The sequence below is a fragment of the Neorhizobium sp. USDA 3394 genome (assembly GCF_056280385.1).
Map to the genome: position 1 here is coordinate 3,586,098 of NZ_JBWCDU010000001.1, position 20,137 is coordinate 3,606,234.

General features: G+C 61.7%; 18 protein-coding genes and 1 tRNA gene. 10 read left to right on the forward strand and 9 right to left on the reverse strand.

Annotated elements, in window-relative coordinates; translation table 11 throughout:
- Position 1 precedes the first annotated feature (1 nt).
- Together ACZ9EJ_RS17790 and ACZ9EJ_RS17795 are read right to left on the reverse strand one after the other, a co-directional pair.
- Positions 2 to 466, reverse strand: a complete 465-nt coding sequence (locus ACZ9EJ_RS17790; RefSeq protein ID WP_046633658.1) for a hypothetical protein — start codon at positions 464 to 466, stop codon at positions 2 to 4.
- A 79-nt stretch (positions 467 to 545) separates the two neighbouring features.
- Positions 546 to 2,297, reverse strand: coding sequence for an alkaline phosphatase (locus ACZ9EJ_RS17795; RefSeq protein WP_046641144.1), 1,752 nt, complete (start codon positions 2,295 to 2,297; stop codon positions 546 to 548).
- Positions 2,298 to 2,788: 491 nt separating this feature from the next.
- On the opposite strand from ACZ9EJ_RS17795, the gene ACZ9EJ_RS17800 reads away from it, so the two are divergent.
- The 3 genes from ACZ9EJ_RS17800 (at position 2,789) to ACZ9EJ_RS17810 (ending at position 6,477) form a co-directional block, all read left to right on the forward strand.
- Complete coding sequence (locus ACZ9EJ_RS17800) at positions 2,789 to 3,412, forward strand: ribonuclease D (RefSeq protein WP_046633655.1); 624 nt, start codon at positions 2,789 to 2,791, stop codon at positions 3,410 to 3,412.
- A 129-nt stretch (positions 3,413 to 3,541) separates the two neighbouring features.
- On the forward strand, positions 3,542 to 4,588 hold the full coding sequence (locus tag ACZ9EJ_RS17805; protein ID WP_046641145.1) for a hypothetical protein: 1,047 nt from the start codon (positions 3,542 to 3,544) through the stop codon (positions 4,586 to 4,588).
- A 239-nt stretch (positions 4,589 to 4,827) separates the two neighbouring features.
- Positions 4,828 to 6,477, forward strand: coding sequence for a hypothetical protein (locus tag ACZ9EJ_RS17810; RefSeq protein WP_255737319.1), 1,650 nt, complete (start codon positions 4,828 to 4,830; stop codon positions 6,475 to 6,477).
- Between the two features lie 76 nt (positions 6,478 to 6,553).
- Here the strand turns inward: ACZ9EJ_RS17810 and rpsA are convergent, their stop codons facing one another.
- From rpsA to ACZ9EJ_RS17825, 3 genes are all read right to left on the reverse strand, one after another.
- The gene (rpsA, locus tag ACZ9EJ_RS17815; protein WP_037080073.1) at positions 6,554 to 8,260 is read right to left on the reverse strand and encodes a 30S ribosomal protein S1; all 1,707 of its coding nucleotides are present in this window, start codon (positions 8,258 to 8,260) and stop codon (positions 6,554 to 6,556) included.
- Between the two features lie 140 nt (positions 8,261 to 8,400).
- A complete protein-coding gene (cmk, locus tag ACZ9EJ_RS17820; RefSeq protein ID WP_046641147.1) occupies positions 8,401 to 9,060 on the reverse strand; it encodes a (d)CMP kinase in 660 nt (219 codons plus the stop codon).
- Positions 9,057 to 9,698, reverse strand: coding sequence for an FMN-binding negative transcriptional regulator (locus ACZ9EJ_RS17825; protein ID WP_046633643.1), 642 nt, complete (start codon positions 9,696 to 9,698; stop codon positions 9,057 to 9,059). Before ACZ9EJ_RS17825 ends, cmk begins: the two co-directional genes overlap by 4 nt.
- Before the next feature lie 249 nt (positions 9,699 to 9,947).
- Here ACZ9EJ_RS17825 and ACZ9EJ_RS17830 point away from each other — a divergent pair, with 249 nt between their 5' ends.
- From ACZ9EJ_RS17830 to ACZ9EJ_RS17840, 3 genes are all read left to right on the forward strand, one after another.
- On the forward strand, positions 9,948 to 10,337 hold the full coding sequence (locus ACZ9EJ_RS17830) for a TIGR02300 family protein (protein ID WP_037080075.1): 390 nt from the start codon (positions 9,948 to 9,950) through the stop codon (positions 10,335 to 10,337).
- Positions 10,338 to 10,505: 168 nt separating this feature from the next.
- Positions 10,506 to 10,581, forward strand: a tRNA-Ala gene (locus ACZ9EJ_RS17835).
- Positions 10,582 to 10,779: 198 nt separating this feature from the next.
- Positions 10,780 to 11,919 carry a TIR domain-containing protein gene (locus ACZ9EJ_RS17840; protein ID WP_476099476.1) on the forward strand — a complete coding sequence of 380 codons (1,140 nt, stop codon included), beginning with the start codon at positions 10,780 to 10,782 and terminating at the stop codon, positions 11,917 to 11,919.
- Here ACZ9EJ_RS17840 and ACZ9EJ_RS17845 read toward each other — a convergent pair.
- Entirely contained in the window at positions 11,916 to 12,149 is a 234-nt protein-coding gene (locus ACZ9EJ_RS17845) for a hypothetical protein (protein WP_251090351.1), read from the reverse strand. The genes ACZ9EJ_RS17840 and ACZ9EJ_RS17845 overlap by 4 nt on opposite strands.
- On the opposite strand from ACZ9EJ_RS17845, the gene ACZ9EJ_RS17850 reads away from it, so the two are divergent.
- Positions 12,054 to 12,335: a cytochrome c3 family protein gene (locus ACZ9EJ_RS17850; RefSeq protein ID WP_370649696.1), complete on the forward strand. Its 282-nt coding sequence runs from the start codon at positions 12,054 to 12,056 to the stop codon at positions 12,333 to 12,335. The two genes, ACZ9EJ_RS17845 and ACZ9EJ_RS17850, sit on opposite strands and share 96 nt — an antisense overlap.
- Here ACZ9EJ_RS17850 and ACZ9EJ_RS17855 read toward each other — a convergent pair.
- The 3 genes from ACZ9EJ_RS17855 to ACZ9EJ_RS17865 all read right to left on the reverse strand — a co-directional run bounded on the left by ACZ9EJ_RS17855 (position 12,262) and on the right by ACZ9EJ_RS17865 (position 16,817).
- A complete protein-coding gene (locus ACZ9EJ_RS17855) occupies positions 12,262 to 13,092 on the reverse strand; it encodes a DMT family transporter (protein WP_080955784.1) in 831 nt (276 codons plus the stop codon). The two genes, ACZ9EJ_RS17850 and ACZ9EJ_RS17855, sit on opposite strands and share 74 nt — an antisense overlap.
- 77 nt (positions 13,093 to 13,169) lie before the next feature.
- Positions 13,170 to 15,572: a PIG-L family deacetylase gene (locus ACZ9EJ_RS17860; protein ID WP_046641150.1), complete on the reverse strand. Its 2,403-nt coding sequence runs from the start codon at positions 15,570 to 15,572 to the stop codon at positions 13,170 to 13,172.
- Positions 15,573 to 15,590: 18 nt separating this feature from the next.
- Complete coding sequence (locus ACZ9EJ_RS17865) at positions 15,591 to 16,817, reverse strand: ROK family protein (protein WP_046641223.1); 1,227 nt, start codon at positions 16,815 to 16,817, stop codon at positions 15,591 to 15,593.
- A gap of 249 nt (positions 16,818 to 17,066) precedes the next feature.
- Between ACZ9EJ_RS17865 and ACZ9EJ_RS17870 the strand changes: the two genes are divergently transcribed.
- Genes ACZ9EJ_RS17870 through ACZ9EJ_RS17880 form a run of 3 tightly spaced genes read left to right on the forward strand, consistent with a single transcriptional unit; the run spans position 17,067 to position 20,136 of the window.
- The gene (locus tag ACZ9EJ_RS17870; protein WP_080955779.1) at positions 17,067 to 18,332 is read left to right on the forward strand and encodes an extracellular solute-binding protein; all 1,266 of its coding nucleotides are present in this window, start codon (positions 17,067 to 17,069) and stop codon (positions 18,330 to 18,332) included.
- A gap of 29 nt (positions 18,333 to 18,361) precedes the next feature.
- Positions 18,362 to 19,297: a carbohydrate ABC transporter permease gene (locus ACZ9EJ_RS17875; RefSeq protein WP_046641151.1), complete on the forward strand. Its 936-nt coding sequence runs from the start codon at positions 18,362 to 18,364 to the stop codon at positions 19,295 to 19,297.
- Positions 19,294 to 20,136 (forward strand): carbohydrate ABC transporter permease, encoded by an 843-nt coding sequence (locus ACZ9EJ_RS17880; RefSeq protein ID WP_046633631.1) that lies wholly within the window; start codon positions 19,294 to 19,296, stop codon positions 20,134 to 20,136. The genes ACZ9EJ_RS17875 and ACZ9EJ_RS17880 overlap by 4 nt, the downstream gene beginning before the upstream one ends.
- The last annotated feature ends 1 nt before the right edge of the window (position 20,137 follow it).

Here is a 20,137-nt window from a genome sequence, read left to right on the forward strand (position 1 = left end):
GTCATGCGGCCTGATATGCCGCGTCTCGGATCCTCAGAAGGCTGACAAATCCGGTCTCGGGATCCTTCCAGGAACCGACCTCAAGGGTGCCGCGCACTTCGATCGTTTCGTTCGCCTGGGTGAATGTCTGCTTGCGGTTAAGATAGATGACGATGATGTTGTCGGGCCAGTCCGCGTCGGAGGAGCAGAAGGGGCAAAGGGCCATCGGCACTTCCGTCAGCACGAAGAAAGCGGCCTCGGCTTTCAGCGGCGGGGCCATGAAACCGCGGATCGCAACCTCCCGGCCAGCCAGTTTCTTCACCTTGTCGGAAAATTCGAGACCCAGAACGCCGTACTTGCCATAGAGTTCGTTAAAACCAAGGTCATCGGCAGCGACAGCGGAACGGGCGGCCGCAAGCAACGGAGCGGCGGCTGCCAGGCCCAGCAAGCTGCGCCGGCTGAAACCCCGGGGAAAACGCTTTTCCATGAAACCTCCAGAAACGGTGTTCCCGGCCAAGTCTCGGCCGGGAACATTGTTTTACCACGGGTGCGGCGGGCGGCCAGCCTTAGTTGGTCTGCTTGCTGCCGAGGGCGAAGGTATCGGCGAGCACCTTGTAGATGTCGCTTTGTTCCATATAGCCCTTGAACCCTTCCGAACCTGGACCGGCCGCCTGCAGGACGATGTCGTCAACCGAGTGTACGCCGCTGTCGCCGCTTTTCGGAATATTGCCCTGGACGAAGACTGCGCCGGGTACATTCTTGTACTGTTCGTTGACGACATATTCCTTCTTCTCGTTCTGGACGGCGGGAACGAACGGGCCATCCATCTTCGGGCGGAAGGTTTCATAGTGGTCGGGGCCGTTGTTGGCGGCCAGGAACAGGCGGCGAGAGACGTCGATCTTGTCCGGATAACCGTCGCCGTTTTCGTCCTTGTAGTTCGGGAATCCGGCTTCCGCATAGATGCCGACCTTTTCGCGCATCTCGGTGCCCGGCTTTTCGTCGTCAACCGTGCCGATGATGGAAACGCCATGGGTATGGTCGCCGGTGACGACGATCAGGGTATCCGGATGCGTCTTCTGGAACTCGCGGGCAACCGCCACCGTCTGGTCGAATTCGATGGTGTCGACGACGGCGCGGTCCCAGTCGAGCGGATGGGACATCTTGTCGATCGAGGAGGCTTCGACCATCAGGAAGAAGCCGTCCTGATCCTTGGAAAGGCGATCGAGAGCAACCTTGGTCATGGCGACGAGACCCGGCTGGTTCGGATACTTTTCGACGGTGCCCTTCTTCAGGAACTCGCGGTCGAGCGTGACGTCCAGATTGCCGGGATGGAACAGGCCGAGCAGCAGCCCGTTGGCGTTTGCGCCGGCGGCAAGTTCGTTCTTGTCGGTAGCCAGCGTGTAACCGGCATCCTTGAAGAGCTTGATAAAGTCCTTGTCGTCCTTTCGCTTCGAGCCGGCAGTCGCCTGCGGCAGGAAGTAAGCGGAACCGCCGCCGAGCACGACTTCCGGCTTCACGTCGAGCAGCATGCCGACGACCTCTGCCTTGTCGTTGCGGTTGCGGGTGTGGGCGACGACGGCCGCCGGGGTGGCATCTTCGATTTCGGACGTGGCGACGATACCGATCGATTTGCCGGTCTGGCGGCGGAGGGCTTCGGCGATCGTTTCGACCCTCGGATCGTCCAGCGGGTCCGGCGTGCGGTCGGCGTAGACGCCGATCGCGTTGACCGCGGTCTTGTGACCGGTCATGTACGCCGACATCGTGTTGGCCGAGTCGGTGTTGATCGCGTTGGTGGCCGAGGTGCCGACGAAAGCCATGCGATCGAGGTCGTCCATGGCGAGGCGGCCGTTTGCCTTGCCTTCGGTCATGCCCTTGGACATGATGCGGGCAGCGGTGCGGTGGGCAACCGAAAGGCCGTCGCCGAGCAGGAAGATGACGTTCTTGGCCTTCGGGGCAGCGCCCGTGCCGTAGACGTTCCAGGTGACGGTCCTGGTTTCGGAACCGGCCGAGACCTCGACCTTGTAGTCGCCCGCGTTGGCGAGCGCCAGGCCGCGCAGGATGACGGCAGAACCGAGGAGCTTGTCCTTGTTCTTTTCTTCCGCGACGAACTGGATTTCCTTGCCGAGAGCGGTCTTGTAGTCCTGACCGTTGACGGTGATCCTGACGTCTTCAGGCTTTACGACCGAGTTGAACTCGACCTTGAAGTCGAAGGGGGAGCCGGCGAGGATCGTGGCGCGATCCAGCGGATATACGGTGGCGGCCTGGGCGGCGCCGGCAAGCACGGTCGAAACGACCAGGGCGGCAAAAATCTTGCGCATAGTAACCTCACGAAAAATTCAAAGGGAAGGCGAGGTTCGTATATCGGCGGTGCGTGACACACACGTGACGCCAGCCACAGGTCGCGACCCGCGCGAACCAGACTGCCGCGAGGCAAAAGCAACAGCATTTTTGAAGGGAAATCCTGCTCCAGAAACGGAAAAAGCCTGGCGCGGGAGGAGGTGCGCCAGGCTTTTAAACTTGATCGACAACTGGGAGGAGGAGGATGTTGTCGATCCGTATCGAGCAACACTGGGAGGAGGAGTGCGTCGCTCGATGAGTAAATATATAGGCTAATCGTTTAATCACGCCAACCCATCTTGCCGCAATGCAGCAATGCGCTGAGCGCAGAGCTGAGCAAATGCCCGGGATCGATCGAATCGCTCGCGGGGCTTTTTCGGCGGCTGCTGCGCCGCGCCCCTAAGATCACCATATCGCTCTGGAAAAACGTGGTTTATAGCGAATTCCGGCAGACAGACGGACGGAGACCAACATGGCAGAGATCAGGTACCACGAAGGCGACATTCCGGCAGCGGACGCGGCGCGTTATACGGGGGCGATCGCCATCGATACGGAAACCCTGGGCCTGGTACCGCGACGCGACCGGCTTTGTGTCGTGCAGCTTTCGCCCGGGGACGGGTCCGCTGACGTGATCCGCATCGCCGCCGGGCAGAACGAGGCTCCAAACCTCGTCGCCATGCTTGCCGATCCGGCGCGCCAGAAGATCTTCCACTACGGCCGCTTCGATATCGCCGTTCTCTTCCATACGTTCGGCGTGACCACGACGCCGGTATTCTGCACCAAGATTGCGTCGCGCCTGACCCGCACCTACACGGACCGGCACGGGCTGAAGGACAATCTCAAGGAGATGCTGGATGTCGACGTTTCCAAGGCGCAGCAGCAATCCGACTGGGCAGCCGAGGTCCTTTCGCCGGCGCAGCTCGAATATGCTGCCTCCGACGTGCTGCATCTGCATGCGCTCCGCGACAAGCTGAGCTACCGCCTGGTGCGCGACAGGCGTGCCGAGCTCGCCCAGGCCTGTTTCGAATTCCTGCCGACGCGGGCGAAGCTGGACCTGCTGGGCTGGGAAGAGGCCGATATCTTCGCCCATAGCTGACGTCCGCGCGGGCTTCCGCTCAAAACTGAGAAAGAGCGGCATAACCTCTCGTTGTCCGGTAACGTTCCGTTAACTGTTCGAATCTAATTTTGCCCGCGGTATACCTCTCGACGAGACCGGATTTCGGGCATGTTGCTCCCTACCCAGCAGACTTATGGGCTTGCCGCGACCAACATGATGCAGTCGATGCTCGACAGCATCGAGGAGCAGCGCAAGAAGGACGAAGACCAGCGGACCGGCAAGAAGAGCGACCCGGTTACCGAAGCCCGTATCAGCGCCAGCGAAGACGCCCGGCGGGCCCGCGACAAGATCACTTCCGCGCTTTTCGGCGTTACCAAGACAGACCCCAACGAGCTGAAGATCGAGCTTGTCGATCGCCTGGCCGCCAAGCTCGGCATCGATATCGACGAAGCGCGTTCGTCCTACAAGCTCGGAAAAGCGCTGGAAGACGCGCTGAAAGAGATGATGCCGGACGAGATCGGCGAACTCGTCGAAGATCTCGGCCTCGAAGACATCGGCATCTCGATGGACACCCTGCTCTCGGCGATCAAGAACCCCTACGGCGATGACAACCAGCGCCTGATGGACGGCCTCAACCGAAAGGCCAATGGCGGCAAGCTCGATACGGAAGTCGAGCGCGTCGTGCAGCGGCTCGAGGATGTCGCCGATCCGAAGACACTCGAAGAGCTGAAGCTCGGTCCACAGGGCTACGACCCGACCCGTGTCGAAGATGCCGGAACCCGAGCCGAACGCCAGGCCGACATCGAGGCGGCCGAGGCCGGCCAGAAACTTGAAGACGTCCAGAAGATCCAGGATGCCATCGAGAAGAAGAATGACGCGGCGGCAAAACCGGCCGCCGATGGTGCGACCGATACGGCCTCCGTCGACGATACCGAGCTGCTGGCCCTTTTCGCCGCAGCCGCCGAACAGGTGGGCAATTCCGACACGGGCGACGCGGCTAACAGCCTCGTTTCCGACGACAGTTCCGCCGAGGACGAATCCACCGCCTCCGACGAAGTCCTGGCAGACAAAGAAGCGCCGACCAATGAAATGGCCGCGAAAGCAATCGAGGAGCTTGCCGCCGACAGCGCCGAGGAATCCCAAGCCGATATCGTGCCCGTGCGCGTGGACGAGATCGGCATCTATGAATTGTTGAAGAAGAAGTTGGCTGCGTGACGCTGCAATAACCCCCAGTCCCACCCTCATCTGCATCGCAATGGATCATTTTCGCTGAGCCGTCAGCGAAAGGCGGGGCCCGTTAGCGGTTCGTTAACCTTTTTTCCCCATAGTCATATCCGTGTATCGGCACTGGCGACGCCATGAGGCGTTCCGGTCGCAACGCCGTTCGTTGCGAAAAGACAAGAACCCGTTCAGCCGAGCTGTCCTATCGTCTCTATCAGACATTGGAGCGGACGATGCTGCCCCCGGTTCGTACCAGTTCATTCGTCGACTACCAGACACCGTCGCAACAACCGATGCTGCGTCAGCGGATCGACGTGGCCAATACCGTCGCGAACAGCGGGATGATCGGTTCCTCGCCGATGTCGGCCGGGCGGCTCGATGTTCTTTCGCTCTCGGCGCAGCTCCAGCTCGCCCAGGGTTTTTCCATCTTCGCCGAAACCATCGGCAGGCTGATCAAGGTTCCGCGTCGCGAAGGCGAGGCATTGGCCGATTATGCCCAGCGCCTTTCCGAGGCGGTCAAGACGATGAACCCGGCCGAAAAAGCGGCCCTCGAACGCACGCTCAACCAGCTCGTCAAGGGCATTTCGATACGCCTGCTCACCGAAATCCTCAACAATCCGGCCGGTCCGGAAGCTGCCCGAGTCGCTATACAGCTGGAGACCGCGCAGCTGCTCGAGCGTGACCTCGTGGCAAAGGCCGTCGTCAGCTCCTACCGGCAGAATGCCGGGGCGGAACAGGTGCCGAGCACTTTGCCGCAGCCGGCGAATGCGGCGCCATCGGCATCCAGCGAGACTTCCGTGCTCACGGCAGAGGCCGAGAGCCAAGCTGCGCAGCCCGGCGAGGAAACTGCGACCGACGGAGCGCCACCTGAGGCTATGGCCGCGGGTGCGGCTACGCAGGACCCGGATGCGACGGCAACTTCCAGCACCACTCCAGGCCCGACCATGCTTTCGGCGGAAGCAGCGGCCTCGCCGACACCAACCGACAACAATCCATCTCCGATGAGCGCCGAGAACGATCTCGACGCGGCACCCGCGTCTATATCCGCGCAGGAAGCGGCCGAGCTCCCCGAGAGCGAGGCGCCGGAAACCGCAGCCGCTCGGCCAGACGAGACAACGGAGAACCCGTCCGCCGCGCGTCCGGACGGCCGGCAGACCGCAAGCGCCGCCGGCGGCGATCGGCGCATGTCTCAACCCGTCTTTTACGATGGTCCTGCACTGGCCCGGCTTTCGCAGCGCGGCCTCGAACAGCAGAATGGCGTTCGCGGACCGAACGCAGAGAAGATGGCGAACGAGGCCACGACGATATGGCTCGCGGAAGTGCTTGCCGAAGCCACCAGCGAACTTCTCGACGGCCTGCCGGTCGCGGCAAGGCAATTGCCGGAACAACAGGCGCTGCAGCAGCTGACCGACAAGGAGCTTCTCGGAAAATCCGCCATGCAGGCAAACGAGGCGGCAAGTACCGCCGCGGCGAAATCCCTGCCGCCGGCTACCGACGAACCGGAAAGCACCGGTTCGACCGGCGGCACGACCGGTCCTTCCGCAAACGCAAGCGGCCGAGCCTCGGGCGCGACGGAACTTGCCGAACAGCTCGCGCTTCCGATCGCCGTGCCGCATGCCTTTCGCGAAGGCGTTGCCCTGCCCTATGTCGCCTATCCGCCGGAAGAGCGCGAGCGGGACTCCGAGGAACGCAAGACCAAGGCGCTTTCGGAGACCGACGAGGACGGCGAACAGCAGCATTCGGCCGGCGAGCAGGCGTTCAGCGAAGAGGGCGAGGACGAGGACCACGCCCGGGAAGATGAAGGCGACGACGCTTCGAAGGAAGCCGTCGAAGATGCCGACCGGGCCAACGACCTCTATTGGCGCATGGCCGGCTGGACGTAATTCGATCCATAAAACTGCGCATGAAAAAACCGCCGGACTTGCATCCGGCGGTTTTTGATTCTCAGAGAAGCTTCGATTACTCGTTGCTGCCGCGGTTCTTCAGAGCCGCACCAAGGATGTCGCCGAGCGAAGCGCCGCTATCGGACGAACCGAACTGAGCAACTGCTTCCTTCTCTTCTGCGATCTCGAGAGCCTTGATCGACAGCATGACCTTGCGGTCCTTCTTGGAGAAGTTGACGACGCGGGCATCGAAGACCTGGCCGACCGAGAAACGCTCCGGACGCTGATCGTCGCGATCGCGTGCCAGGTCGTTGCGGCGGATGAAGGAGGTGATGTCTTCGTGGTTGACGAGCTTCACTTCCACACCACCGTCGTTGACGGCAATGACTTCGCACGAAACGACGGCGTTCTTGCGAAGCTCGCCGGAAGCAGCAGCGTCGCCGACCGAGTCCTTGCCGAGCTGCTTGATGCCGAGCGAGATGCGCTCCTTGTCGACGTCCACATCGAGAACGACAGCCTTGACGACGTCGCCCTTGTTGAACTCCTCGATGACCTGTTCGCCCGGACGGTTCCAGTCGAGGTCGGAGAGGTGGACCATGCCGTCAACGTCGCCTTCGAGGCCGATGAACAGGCCGAATTCGGTCTTGTTCTTGACTTCGCCTTCGACTTCAGTGCCGGCCGGATGGCTGTAGGCAAATGCCTGCCACGGATTTTCGAGCGTCTGCTTCAGGCCAAGCGAGATACGGCGCTTGGACGGATCGACTTCGAGAACGACCACGTCAACATCCTGCGTCGTGGACAGGATCTTGCCGGGATGGACGTTCTTCTTGGTCCAGGACATTTCGGAAATGTGGATGAGGCCTTCGATGCCCGGCTCCAGCTCGACGAACGCACCGTAGTCGGTGATGTTCGTGACGGTACCGGAAATCTTCTTGCCGACCGGATACTTGGCGGCAATGCCATCCCACGGATCCGACTCGAGCTGCTTCATGCCGAGCGAGATGCGGTGGGTTTCCTGGTTGATGCGGATGATCTGTACCTTGACCTGCTGGCCGATGGACAGGATTTCCGACGGATGGTTCACACGGCGCCATGCCATGTCGGTGACGTGCAGCAGGCCGTCGATGCCGCCGAGGTCAACGAACGCACCGTAATCGGTGATGTTCTTGACGACGCCGTCAACAACCTGGCCTTCTTCGAGGTTCTGAACGATTTCAGAACGCTGCTCCGCGCGGGACTCTTCGAGAACCGTACGGCGCGAAACGACGATGTTGCCGCGACGCTTGTCCATCTTGAGGATTTCGAAGGGCTGCGGGTTATGCATGAGCGGGGTGACGTCGCGGATCGGACGGATGTCGACCTGCGAACGCGGCAGGAAGGCGACGGCGCCGTCGAGATCGACAGTGAAGCCACCCTTGACCTGGTTGAAGATAACGCCTTCGACGCGCTCGCCAGCTTCGAACTTGAGTTCGAGCTTGACCCAGCTCTCTTCGCGGCGAGCCTTCTCGCGCGACAGAACTGCTTCGCCCAGCGCGTTTTCGATACGCTCGACGTAAACTTCGACTTCGTCGCCGACCTTCAGCGAACCGTCCTTGCCCTTGGCGCCGAATTCCTTCAGCGCGATGCGGCCTTCGACCTTGAGGCCGACGTCAACGACGGCCATGTCCTTTTCGATCGCGGTGACGCGACCCTTGGTGACGTAGCCTTCAGCCAGATCGTTGGTAGCGAAGGATTCTTCGAGGAGGGCTGCGAAGTCCTCCCGCGTGGGGTTAGATACTGCCATGAAATCTCCTGAGGTACCCTATACGGGCCCATACAGCGCCGGTGGTTCGTGTTGCACATGCCCAAAGGTTCAGGTCCGCCTCCCTCATCGGAACTATCCGGGGGAGGCAATCCGGCGCGGGGACCGAACTTCGGGCTATTCTAATTCGATTGTCTCTTCAGGGCGGCGTCGATGATGGTCTTCGCTGCCCGAAACGCGGCCTCTATACTCATTTCCGAGGTATCAAGCAAGTGCGCATCGTCGGCGGGCTTCAGAGGACTGTCGGCCCGGCCCATGTCGCGCTCGTCGCGCTTCTTCACGTCTGCGAAGATCGCGCCGTAATCCGCCTCGCCGCCTTTGCCGACGATCTCGTCGTAACGGCGTTTCGCCCTGACATCCGCGGATGCGGTGACATAAAGCTTCACCGGAGCATCGGGGCAGACGACGGTGCCGATATCCCGGCCGTCGAGCACCGTGCCCGGCCGCCTCAGGGAAAAGGCACGCTGCGCTTCGACCAGCGCGCGGCGGACCGACGGCATCACGGCGATCTTCGAGGCCGCCTCGCCGATGGCATGGGCGGATAATATATCTCGATCGAGCCCTGCGAGTTCGACCTCACGCGCCATTTTCCCGGCGACCTTCTCATCATCGAGCGGCAGGCCCGCATCGAGAAGCGCCTTGGCGGTGGCGCGATAGGTCAGCCCGGTATCGAGATGGTGAAAACCATAGGCGTCGGCAATCAGGCGCGACAACGTGCCCTTGCCGGCTGCGGCGGGGCCGTCGATGGCGATGACGATTGCAGGCTTCGAATTCAAACTCATGCTTCCCGCTTCGCCCCATACTGGCGGACGAGATCTGCCATATCGCCTTGGCCTGGCATTTCATCAAGCCCTGCCGCAACGCCTTCCCTATCGCCGACCGGACGGTTCTGGCTGACCTTCCATTTGCCTTCGATCTCGGCGATCTCGATTTCGACGCCGACGATGCCCTTCAGCTGGGCCCGGATGAAATCGTCGGGTGCGTCGGTGACGGCCCAGGGCATGGCGCGGCTCCCCTCATGCTGGCTGGTGATGGCGTTGATCTGCGACAGCAGCCAGTCGGCATCCTCGACGATGCGCCCCGGGCCCCTGGCCTGGACGATTGCATAGTTCCAGGTCGGCACGACCTTTCCGGTCTCGCGCTTGGTCTGGTACCAGGAGGGCGTGACGTAGGATTCCGCGCCCTGGAAGACGGCCAGAACCGACGCGCCATCGCGAATGTCCTTCCACTGGCCGTTGGCGCGGGCAAGATGCAGCCGGAGTGTTCCGTTAACGGAAGCCTCGGCATCCAGATGGAACGGCACCGGATTGGCAAGCAGGCCGGAATTGCCGGATGAGACCAGCAGACCGAGCGGATGGGCGCGGATCAGCGCGTGCTGGGTTCGCAGATCCTCTTCGCGAAAATGCGGCGGCTGGTACATGGTCTCGACCTCTTGTGGCTTCCGCCCGCGGCGGGCGGCGGGGCCTGCCCGTCGTGGTGGAATTTTGCCGTCCTGACTAACATAAAGCCTGGGATCGGTCACCGCTTTCGCCCTTATGGGGTTCATGAAAAGTTTGTCTTTGACAACAAAGAGCGCAGGCCTTATGGGGACCGGCTTAGATTTTCACCCTATAAAGCCGCGATACAAGCGGCGCGCCGAACTATTCGGCCATCCCATGAGGCTCTGACTGTGGCAAAAGCGGAACTCGGAACCAAGCGAACCGACCCCGATACCGGCAAGAAATTCTACGACCTGAACCGCGATCCGGTCGTTTCTCCCTATTCCGGCAAATCCTGGCCGCTGTCCTTCTTCGAGGAGCACAGCGCCGCCAAGAAGATGGAACAGGCCGAGGAAGAAGACGTCCAGGAAGTCGATACCGAAAATCCGGAAGTCGAACTCGTCTCGCTCGAAGAGGGCGACGAGGCGGCCAGCGGCGACGATATCCCGGATATCGGCGATGACGACGATGTCGATATCGGCGATGACGACGACGATACCTTCCTGGAAGCCGACGAAGATGAAGATGACGACGACATGTCGGGCATCATCGGCGTGACCGGCGACGACGACGAAGTCTGATCCGATTTTCAAGTTAACGCCCGGCAATTCAATAAAAATTGCCGGGCGGACAAAATACGGCTTGCACTCTCCGTAAACCGGAAGTAATAAGCCGCCACTCCAGCGGGACAGCCCTTACAGGCACCCGGCGGAGTTTCCCAGGACCGGCAACTACCGGACCACCCTGATGGGGCTATAGCTCAGCTGGGAGAGCGCTTGCATGGCATGCAAGAGGTCAGCGGTTCGATCCCGCTTAGCTCCACCAAATTCTTTGCGCTTCCGAAATATCCTTGCCAACAAAGGCTTACGCGCAGCCGTGGAAAAGTGCGTACCCATGCAGATCGCGTGGGCGTGCGAATGCTCCTTCTCGATTGTGTGGCAATCACTCGCAACTTCAGCTTGAAAGCCTTGGCATTTACGGTCTAAACCATGCTCCCTATCCGCCAGAAACCAAGACTGACAAATGACTGCTACCAAATCCGCCTTCATTTCCTACTCGTGGGACGACGACACACATAAGTCTTGGGTCAGAGCACTTGCGGAGCGCCTTGTCGCAAACGGCGTACACGTACACCTAGATCAGTGGGACGTGCAGCCCGGAGACAGCTTAACTCTATTCATGGATAGAAATCTTCCTACCGCAGATTTCGTGCTGGTGGTAACGACCCCGAGCTACGCCACAAAGTCACTGAGCCGAGCCGGAGGAGTGGGTTATGAGGCGCAAATCATCACCGCACACATAGCAGCCGGTATAGCACGCTCGAAGTTCGTGCCGCTAATCCGGTCCGGGAGCATGAGCTTAGGCACCAATGATTGCGCGGTTCCGCCGCATTTCGCTGGAATACTCGCCATCGATATGCGCAACGATGACGACTTTGATCGCAAGTTCGAAGATCTCTTGCGCCACATTTACGGCCAACCTGCACTCCAGCGCCCCCCTTTGGGCAGCCCGCCAGCATTTTTGGGCGGCGACCTTATCTCTAACGCTACAACCACATCGGTGCGGCTAGCGCATCTTGAGATCGAGCACTGGGAGTTAGAGAGCGGCGTCGTGATGAACGAACTCTATCCAGACACGTTCGAAATTCCAAATGACGCCAGCCGCCGCAATCTCCAGATCGGCGACTTTGTGAAGGCTGCCTTCAAATACTCCTACCCTCCTGGCAGCGACGAGGAGGATGGCGGCGGCGAGCGTATGTGGATTAAGATCACAGGGACCAACGGCCCCTATTATATTGGCACGCTTTCTAACGACCCTGTATGCACCGATACTTGGCATGATTTGAGCTTCGACAGCACTATCGTATTCTTACCAGAGCATGTCATCAGCATCGATCGTGGTGGAGAAGACGCAGCTCAGGCCGAAGAGCATGACCAGATGGTCACCTCAGTGATCGAGGGCTTTATCGCCGAATTCAGTATTGAAGGCGCAGACATCGATGATGTTAAATTCGTCTTAGGTTCTCTAGAACGAGCGCAGAACAGAAACCCTGAAAAAGACCATGAAGCAATCTGGCAGGAGGTACACGACAGGGTGAACATCGAACACGTGAACATGCAAATCGCTTGTTCAATCTGGATGTCGGCACATGAGCACGACTAAGAGGGAGAGGAGAACCTAAGTTTGCTCGAGAGCGGGCGAGAACGCCGACGGACGGCGTTCTGGCACTCGGCCTTTCGTTCCAGCTCCGGCAAGCTCGTGCAGGCCAGGTCGTCGACGGCAAGCTCATCGATATATTGCTGGCGACGCACCTTGGCCATCTGCTGGATGACGACTGCGAATATGCCGGCCAGAACTGCAACGATTGCCATAACGAACATAAGAGCGACCATATGCGCCTCCTGCTCCTGCGTAACGTGCGGAAGCGGATAAAGTTCGGCAATCATAGTCCGATGACGCTCACATCGCATCACATCCCTTTGCTCAAGGGGCCTTCGCTCAAGCTCAGGTCGTCTTGCTCAGCGCCCGGCCGCGGCGGCGGTCGAGCCAGGCGGCGCCCTGGAGTGCTGCCAGGATGATCAGCACGCCGATTACCACCCTCACCTCGGGCACCTCGTCGAAGAAGACGTAGCCGGTGACCGTCACGAAGACGATCGAGAGGTAGCCGACGGGGGCGAGCACGCTCGCATCGGCGATCCGATAGGCACGCAGGAAACAATATTGTCCGAGCTGGGCGAGGAAGCCGATGCCGAGCAACGGAATCCAGTCGAAGGGCAAAACCGGTTGCCAGGTGAAGGCGGCGGGCACGGCGGTGATGACGGCGAGCCCCACCGTGTAGAAAACCATCATCACGGTGGTGTTCTCGTCCTTCAGCGCCCGGGTCTGGATGATCGCCAGCGAACCGAAGACGACCGAGATCAGCACGACCAGAACCTCGACATCGAAGCTCGAGGTACCCGGCGCCATGACGATCAGCACGCCGATGAAGGCGAAACCGGCACCGAGCCAGCGGATTCGGCTCACCGTTTCGCCGAGCATGGCGACCGCCATGGCCATGGTGATCAGCGGCCGGGAGAAACCGACGGCATTGACCATGGCGAGCGGCAGCATGGTGATGGCGAGGAAATTGCTGGTGAGCGCCACGGCATTGCAGGAAATGCGAAAAATGTTGCGCCACGGGTGTTTGACGCGGCGCATTTCGGCGCGGTGCTGCCAGATCAGCGGCAGGATGAACAACAGCCCGATCATCGCCCGGATGAAGACCAGCTGGAAGGCGGGGTAGGTCGCCCCTTGCGCCTTCACCAGCGCCGTCATGCCGCCGGAGACCAGCGTCATGTCGAGCAGCAGCCAGCCGATGCCGGTGCGGGCATTCGAGGCCCGCACGCCTTCCGGTTCTGGCGCTGCCTCCGTGCTCACGCCGGCTGCACGAGGTTCGCCATCAGCCGGAAGGCACCGGGAACGAGCTTGTCGAGCTGGTGATGCAGCACGAGGCTGGTATGGGTGTGGCGGCCCTTGCCGATGACGCCGGAGATCAGCGCGCCCTTGAGCGGCTGTTCGTTGGCGTCGTGCATGGCCAGAAGCGGTTCGTAGACGTCATCCCAGCGAGAGACGAAATAGAGGCCGCGCTCCTTGTCCCATCCCTGCCAGTCCTGCGGGCCGATGGCGTTCGGGCCATTGAGCAGAACGTGGTCGGGGGCCAGCACGGTGACTTCGGCCTTCGGATCGGTGACGCGCCAGCGCAGCGACGGTGAGCCGATCTCGATGCGGCGAACCGGGGTCTCGTTCGGGTCCCAACCATCGGTCGGGCGGTGGTAGAGGGTGACGAGGTGGCCGCCTTCTTCGACGAAACGGCGCAGGCGCTCAGTGGCAGCGGCAAGGTCCTTGCGGACGCCGAAGGCGAAGATGCCGAGGACGATGGTGGTGAAGCGCGACAGATCACCGGTTAGCGCCTGTGCATCGAGCTCGGTGACGTCGAGGCCCATGCGGGCGAGCCATAGGCCAACCCGGTCGGCACCGCCGCCGACATAACCGACGCGCGCGCCTTCAGGCAGCTTCAGATCGACCGACAGGATTTTTAAGGTAGCGGGCGCGCGAAAACTGGTGCGGCCGATATGCCGGTAGGCGATCGGCGTGACCTGGAAGGCCGGGCGGCCGTCGATCTGCGGTTCGAGATCGACGAGGCCGGGCTTGGCCGCATCGGTCGAAGAGGCAGTCCAGCCGTCATCGGTTTTTTTCATCACCCAGCCGCCGGGCGTCTTGAACGAGACCGGCGCGTTAACGCCGGAGACGTTGGCCTTGATCGGCCATTCCGTCTGTTTCGTGCCGAGGGGAACGAGCAGCGCATCCGGCAGCAGGGTCAGCGACTGGGCGGGCGTTACGGCAAACGGCTCTTCGAGATCGAATGTGCCGGAGACCAAACGTCCGCCGATCTCGGCCGAGATTTTTACATGCGCATGGCCATTGCCGCCGAGCGCTGACCAGGCGGGCAAATAGAGGCCGGAGAGCGGCGCGTCCGATGCCGCGGTCAGCGCGAACACCCGGTCATGGGCGAGCGACTGGATGGAGGACAAGACGCCAGCGGGGAGAACCGGGGCGACATCGACCTTGTGGGTCGAAGCGCCTTCGCCAAGCTCGACGGTGAGCGCTGCCGCACCGCCTGGGGAAATGACGGAGGGATCGGCATAGGCGCGTTCGAAGATCGCCGCGGCATCGAGGATCGCGGCATCGACTTCCTTCTGCTTGCGGGCGATGCGGTGACCCTGCAGGGTCGCAAACTCTTCCGGTGCGGAGGTGGCTACGATGTCCAGCCAGCCGGCGGCCTCGGTCAGCGCCCTGATGATCGCATCGCGGTCCGGGAAGGCCGCTGATGCCACTGCAATGGCGGCGTCCGCAGAGCGCAGGGCTTCCGCCACATTGGCGGGCAGACCGGCGAAACCGGCAAGCACGGTCAGCGATGCCGGCAGGCCCTCGAGCACCGACTGCTCGGATTTCAAGCGCGTGGCGGAGAGCTTCAGATGCAGCTGCCAGTCCTTCTCCGGGCGTTTCGGCCAGTGACCCATGCCCTGGGACGCGTGGTAATAACGCGACCATTCGCCGATCCGGTCATAGTCCGCGCCGGTGGCCGGGTCGCGACCCTTGGCCAGAACCGTGACCGTCGTATCCGGCGGCGGCACTTCGTCGTCATAGGTATCGCCGCCGCCCGACCAGGCCGGCAGGTAATATTTGGCGACCTTCCAGGGCTTCAGGCCTTCGGTGAAATGTTCCGGATAGGCATTGGGGTCGGCTGCGAGCGTAATCGCCGTCTCGGCGGCCCGTGTCATGGCGCGGTGATGGCCGTGCTGGCCGGGCACGTCGAGGAAGGTCGGGATGACGATATCCGGGCGTTCCATGCGGTAGGCGCGCACCAGGCGTTCGACCGTGCGGGCCTCGCCCCAGCGGGTGAAGGTGGCGTCGCCATCCTTGGAGAAGCCAAAATCGTGGACCGGGTCGGTGGGGCCGTGGCCGAGCCAGGAGACGTCGCTGTCGATCGCCCGAGCCGCCTCTTCCAGCTCGCGGGAACGGATGACGCCGAGCGGACCGAGACGTTCGGGGCCCAGCGCATTCTGGCCGCCCTCGCCGCGCGTCGAGCAGGCGATGATGACGCGCATGCCGAGGCCGAGACGGAACCAGGCGAGCATGCCGTTCTGCTCGTCATCCGGATGCGCGCCGGTGTTCATCATCGTGACCGTCGACTTCAATCGCGAAAGCTTGCGATGGAGCCGGACGAGCGAGGGATCGGCCATCTGCCGTTCGATGCGTTCGCGGGCGGTCAGCATGAAAGGTTCTCCAATCGGTCAGGCGGAAATATCGGCAGGCGCTGCAAGCGAGGTCTCCAGCTTGGGCGTCACCATGTCGAAAAGCGGAAGGGCGGCAGCGCCGAGTGCTGCGGTCAATTGTCCCGTCTGGCCGCGCAACACGCGGGGCAGATCGCGCTGCCTGCGGCTGGCGACAGAGGTCGGCAGGTTGCCCATGCGCGCGACGATGTCCTCGATAATGGCATCCGGCAGCGCGCCGCCGAGGATGACGGTCTGCGGATCGAGGATGTTTTCGAGCATGGCGACCATTGGGCCGAGATAAGTCGCCGCCTCGTCGATCCATTCCTCGACGACCGGATGGCGGTCGGCATGGAGCTTTTCGAGATCGGAAAACTCGGTGTCGGAAATCCCGACGCAGCTCAGTTTTTCCTTGAGCACATAGGCGGAAACATAACCTTCCAGGCAGCCGAGCTGGCCGCAGGAGGGACAAGGCCTGCCCTTCGGTACGACGGTGACGTGGCCGATTTCGCCGGCATTGCCGAATGCGCCGCGATAGGGCGCGCCGTCCTGGATGATGCCGAGGCCGATACCGACGCCGAAATAGATCATGCAAAAATTGGAGATCGCCAGACCCGCGCCGAACAGCCGCTCGCCGACGGCGGCGGCCGTCGCGTCGTTTTCGACGATCACCGAATGGCCGCAGGCTTCGCTGAGCGCCTGAGCGGCATCGAGCCCTGCCCAGCCCGGCAGCGTCGTCGGGCCGACCGAGGTCATGCCGTCGATCTCGAACGGACCCGGCATGACGACGCCGGTGCCGAGCAGCTTTGCACCGACCAGTTCCGTGACCGCGGCAAGCTCCGCTGCGAAAGCGGCGAGAATATGCCCGGGGGTGGTATCTTTCAGCGGCGTGATGCGCTTTGCCCGGAGCCCGCCGGAGAGGTCGAGCGCCACCGTCACCATGTGGTCGGCGGCTATTTCGACACCGATGGTGGCACCGCCCTCGGGATTGACCGCGAACTGGATCGGCGGCTGGCCGCGGCCGGATTTCAGCCGACCCATTTCCATCAGCAGGCCCTCGCCGGCGAGTTCGTCGACGATATTGGCGACGGCCTGGGGCGTCAGCTGGGTGAGCTTGGCAATGTGGGCGCGGCCGAGCGAACCGTGGCGGCGCACCACATCCAGCACGACGCGGCGATTGTGCTCGCGGCTCCGTTCGGGGTTCTTGCCGATAGCCACCGGGTGTGTGCCGATCGTGTGTATGGTCATCTCGCCCACCTTAGGTTGGCAGAATTCATAACGCCGGAAAACGGCATCCCGCAATAGAATAATTCAAGTAAATTATCTTATTGACAAACGACCTCACTCAGGAAAGCGTAAGGGGAGGGCTGGGGCAAAGCGCCGCAGCGCTTGAAAGGGAGGTTCGTCTCCCGAAAACCAATAAACGCGTCGGGCTGCAGGTCGCGTCCGAATGCAGGGAACAATCAGACCCCAAGACCGGTGCACCCGGCGGGGCAAATGGAGGCTCACATGCGCAAGGCAACTTTGTTCGCCGGACTCGTCGCCGGTTTCAGCACGTTCGCATTCAATGCCGCGCAGGCGGTCGAAATCGAATACTGGCAGTATGTCTTCGATACGCGTGTGAAGGCGATGGACCAGTTGATCGCCGAGTTCCAGAAGGCCAATCCGGGCATCACCGTCAAGCAGGTCACCTTCCCCTATGCCGACTACCAGACGCGCGTGATCGCCGCCAACATGGCCGGCAACGCGCCGGACGTCATGCAGCTCTTCTACGGCTGGCTCGACAAATTCGTCGCCGGCGGCCTTCTTGCCCCGCTGCCGAAGGACGCCTTCCCGCATGACAAGATCGAGAAGGACTTCTTCCCGATCGTTTCCGCCATGAAGCGCGACGGCGAATACTACGGCCTGCCGACGGCCGTGCGTTCGCTCGCCCTGTTCTACAACAAGAAACTCTTCACCGAAGCCGGCCTCGACCCGAACAACCCGCCGAAGACGCTCGATGAATTTGTCGCCGCCGGCCAGAAGATCGCCAAGCTCGACGGCTCTGGCAATATCGTGGTTGCCGGCTCCACGGTCGACATGGGCGGCCAGGATCACCAGTGGTGGCGCGAAGTGCTGATCCGCCAGTTCGGCGGCGAGCCCTACAAGGACGGCGACACCAAGGTCAATTACAACAACGAGGCGGGCCTCAAGGCGCTCAACTTCTACACCAGCCTGCAGCTTGAAAAGAAGATCGGCAAGGCAGGCTTCATGGACGAAGGCCAGGCCGCCTTCCGCGGCGGCAAGGCCGGCATGACGATCGACGGGACCTTCCGCCTCGGCTCGTTCAAGTCCATCAAGGACTTCGAATGGGGCGTGACCGAACTGCCGGCAAATGCGCAAGGCGTGCGCTCCAACTATGCGAGCTATTTCGCCAACGGCATCAGCGCCAAGACCAAGGGCGAAGAACTGGAAGCTTCCAAGAAGTTCCTCGCCTACATCACCTCGCCTGCCGCCATGGAGATCTGGCTGAAGACGGTGGGCGAACTGCCGGCGCTGCGCTCTGCGGCGCTCACGGACGCCAACCTGAAGGACCCGATCTACGCGCCGTTCCTGAAAGGCCTGGAATACGCCCACACGACACTCTTCAAGGATGAGCAGGGCCAGCGCCAGAACGCGATCGACATGGTCAACCGCGTGCTGCTCGAAGGTCAGTCGACCAAGGATTCGCTCGCTCAGGCCGCCGAAGCCGAGCAGGAAATGATCGACGCGGCCAAGCCGTAATCCCTTGATCAAGCCGAGCGGAGCCGGTCATGGCAGCAATTGAACAACAGGGGGCGGCATCCGGCCGCCCCGGCTCCGGTGGCGGACTGTCCATGCGGACGAAACGGCTCCTCTGGGTCTGGAGCTTTCTGGCGGTACCGATCCTGTTCTACACGATCATCCGCTTCTACCCGACCTTTCAGGCCTTCTACCTGTCACTCACAAACTGGGATCTGGTGCGGCCGCCGAAGCTCGTGTGGTTCGCCAACTATATCAAGCTCTTCAAGGACCCGCAGTTCTGGAAGGTGTTCAAGAACACGTTCACCTACCTGATCATCGGTACGCCGATCAGCCTCGTGCTCGCGTTCACGATCGCCTTTTTCCTCGATCGCGTCCGCTTCATGCACAATCTCATCCGGGCGCTGTATTTCCTGCCGTTCCTGACCACGGCGGCGGCGATGGCCTGGGTCTGGCGCTGGTTCTACCAGCCGCCGCCGATCGGCGTCATCAACGACGTGTTCGGCATGCTCGGCATTCCGCAGCAGCCGTTCATCCGCTCGACCGACCAGGCGCTGTTCTCGATCATGGTGACGGCGATCTGGGCCGGCCTTGGCTTCCAGATCATCATCTTCATGGCCGGCCTGCGCGCCATTCCGGGCACGTTCTACGAGGCGGCGCGCATCGACGGGCTCGGCGAATGGGCGATCCTGCGCAAGATCACCCTGCCGCTCCTGAAACCCACCACCGTCTTCCTCGTGGTGTTCTCGTCGATCGGTTTCCTGCGCATCTTCGACCAGGTCTACAACATGACCACCAACGATCCCGGCGGACCGCTCGGATCGACCAAGCCGTTGGTTCTGATGATCTACCAGACCGCCTTCAACTCCTATGCGATGGGGTACGCGGCAGCGCAGACGGTGGTGCTGTTCACCATCCTGCTGATCGTCTCATTGCTGCAGCTCTGGATCCTGAGGGAAAAGAAATGAGCGAAGCCACTCGCCTCAGCCACGGCAGGATCCGCCCCGGCCTGATCGTCACCTGGACCGTGCTGTTCATCGGCGGCCTGATCATGGTCTCGCCACTCGCCTTCATGTTCTCGACATCGCTGAAGACGGCCGACCAGATCTATGACCTGCGCCTCATTCCGGCCGCGCCGACGCTGGCAAACTATATCGCGGTGCTCGCCGACGGGCGGTTCATGCGCTGGTTCTTCAACTCGACGCTGATCGCCGTCCTAGTCACCGTGTCGAACTGCTTCTTCGACAGCCTCGTCGGATATACGCTCGCCAAGTTCGAGTTCCGCGGGCGCTATTTCATCTTCATCGCGATCCTCTCGACGCTGATGATCCCGACCGAGATGCTGGTCATCCCGTGGTACCTGATGTCGAGCCAGCTCGGCTGGCTGGACAGCTACTGGGGCATCATGTTCCCCGGCATGATGACGGCCTTCGGCACCTTCCTGATGAAGCAGTTCTTCGAAACCGTGCCGAACGACTTCATCGAGGCGGCGCGCGTCGACGGGCTCAACGAATTCCAGATCTGGTGGAAAGTGGCGCTGCCGCTGGTGACGCCGGCGCTTTCGGCGCTCGCGATCTTCACCTTCCTCGGCAACTGGACCGCGTTCTTCTGGCCGCTGATCGTCACCACCAGCAAGGAACTCTATACGCTGCCGGTCGGGCTTTCGAGCTTCGCGGTCGAGCAGTCCATCCAGTGGGAAATGATCATGACGGGGGCGGCGATCGCCACCCTTCCCACTCTTCTCGTCTTCCTCGTCCTGCAGCGCTACATCGTCCGCGGTGTGATGCTGGCGGGCCTGAAAGGATAAA

Bases quoted from the DNA above. Each gene is read 5' to 3' on its own strand.
- ACZ9EJ_RS17790 (WP_046633658.1), bottom strand. From the start codon at position 466: ATGGAAAAGCGTTTTCCCCGGGGTTTCAGCCGGCGCAGCTTGCTGGGC.
- ACZ9EJ_RS17795 (WP_046641144.1), bottom strand. From the start codon at position 2,297: ATGCGCAAGATTTTTGCCGCCCTGGTCGTTTCGACCGTGCTTGCCGGC.
- ACZ9EJ_RS17800 (WP_046633655.1), top strand. From the start codon at position 2,789: ATGGCAGAGATCAGGTACCACGAAGGCGACATTCCGGCAGCGGACGCG.
- ACZ9EJ_RS17805 (WP_046641145.1), top strand. From the start codon at position 3,542: ATGTTGCTCCCTACCCAGCAGACTTATGGGCTTGCCGCGACCAACATG.
- ACZ9EJ_RS17810 (WP_255737319.1), top strand. From the start codon at position 4,828: ATGCTGCCCCCGGTTCGTACCAGTTCATTCGTCGACTACCAGACACCG.
- rpsA (WP_037080073.1), bottom strand. From the start codon at position 8,260: ATGGCAGTATCTAACCCCACGCGGGAGGACTTCGCAGCCCTCCTCGAA.
- cmk (WP_046641147.1), bottom strand. From the start codon at position 9,060: ATGAGTTTGAATTCGAAGCCTGCAATCGTCATCGCCATCGACGGCCCC.
- ACZ9EJ_RS17825 (WP_046633643.1), bottom strand. From the start codon at position 9,698: ATGTACCAGCCGCCGCATTTTCGCGAAGAGGATCTGCGAACCCAGCAC.
- ACZ9EJ_RS17840 (WP_476099476.1), top strand. From the start codon at position 10,780: ATGACTGCTACCAAATCCGCCTTCATTTCCTACTCGTGGGACGACGAC.
- ACZ9EJ_RS17845 (WP_251090351.1), bottom strand. From the start codon at position 12,149: ATGGTCGCTCTTATGTTCGTTATGGCAATCGTTGCAGTTCTGGCCGGC.
- ACZ9EJ_RS17855 (WP_080955784.1), bottom strand. From the start codon at position 13,092: ATGACGCTGGTCTCCGGCGGCATGACGGCGCTGGTGAAGGCGCAAGGG.
- ACZ9EJ_RS17860 (WP_046641150.1), bottom strand. From the start codon at position 15,572: ATGCTGACCGCCCGCGAACGCATCGAACGGCAGATGGCCGATCCCTCG.
- ACZ9EJ_RS17865 (WP_046641223.1), bottom strand. From the start codon at position 16,817: ATGACCATACACACGATCGGCACACACCCGGTGGCTATCGGCAAGAAC.
- ACZ9EJ_RS17870 (WP_080955779.1), top strand. From the start codon at position 17,067: ATGGAGGCTCACATGCGCAAGGCAACTTTGTTCGCCGGACTCGTCGCC.
- ACZ9EJ_RS17875 (WP_046641151.1), top strand. From the start codon at position 18,362: ATGGCAGCAATTGAACAACAGGGGGCGGCATCCGGCCGCCCCGGCTCC.
- ACZ9EJ_RS17880 (WP_046633631.1), top strand. From the start codon at position 19,294: ATGAGCGAAGCCACTCGCCTCAGCCACGGCAGGATCCGCCCCGGCCTG.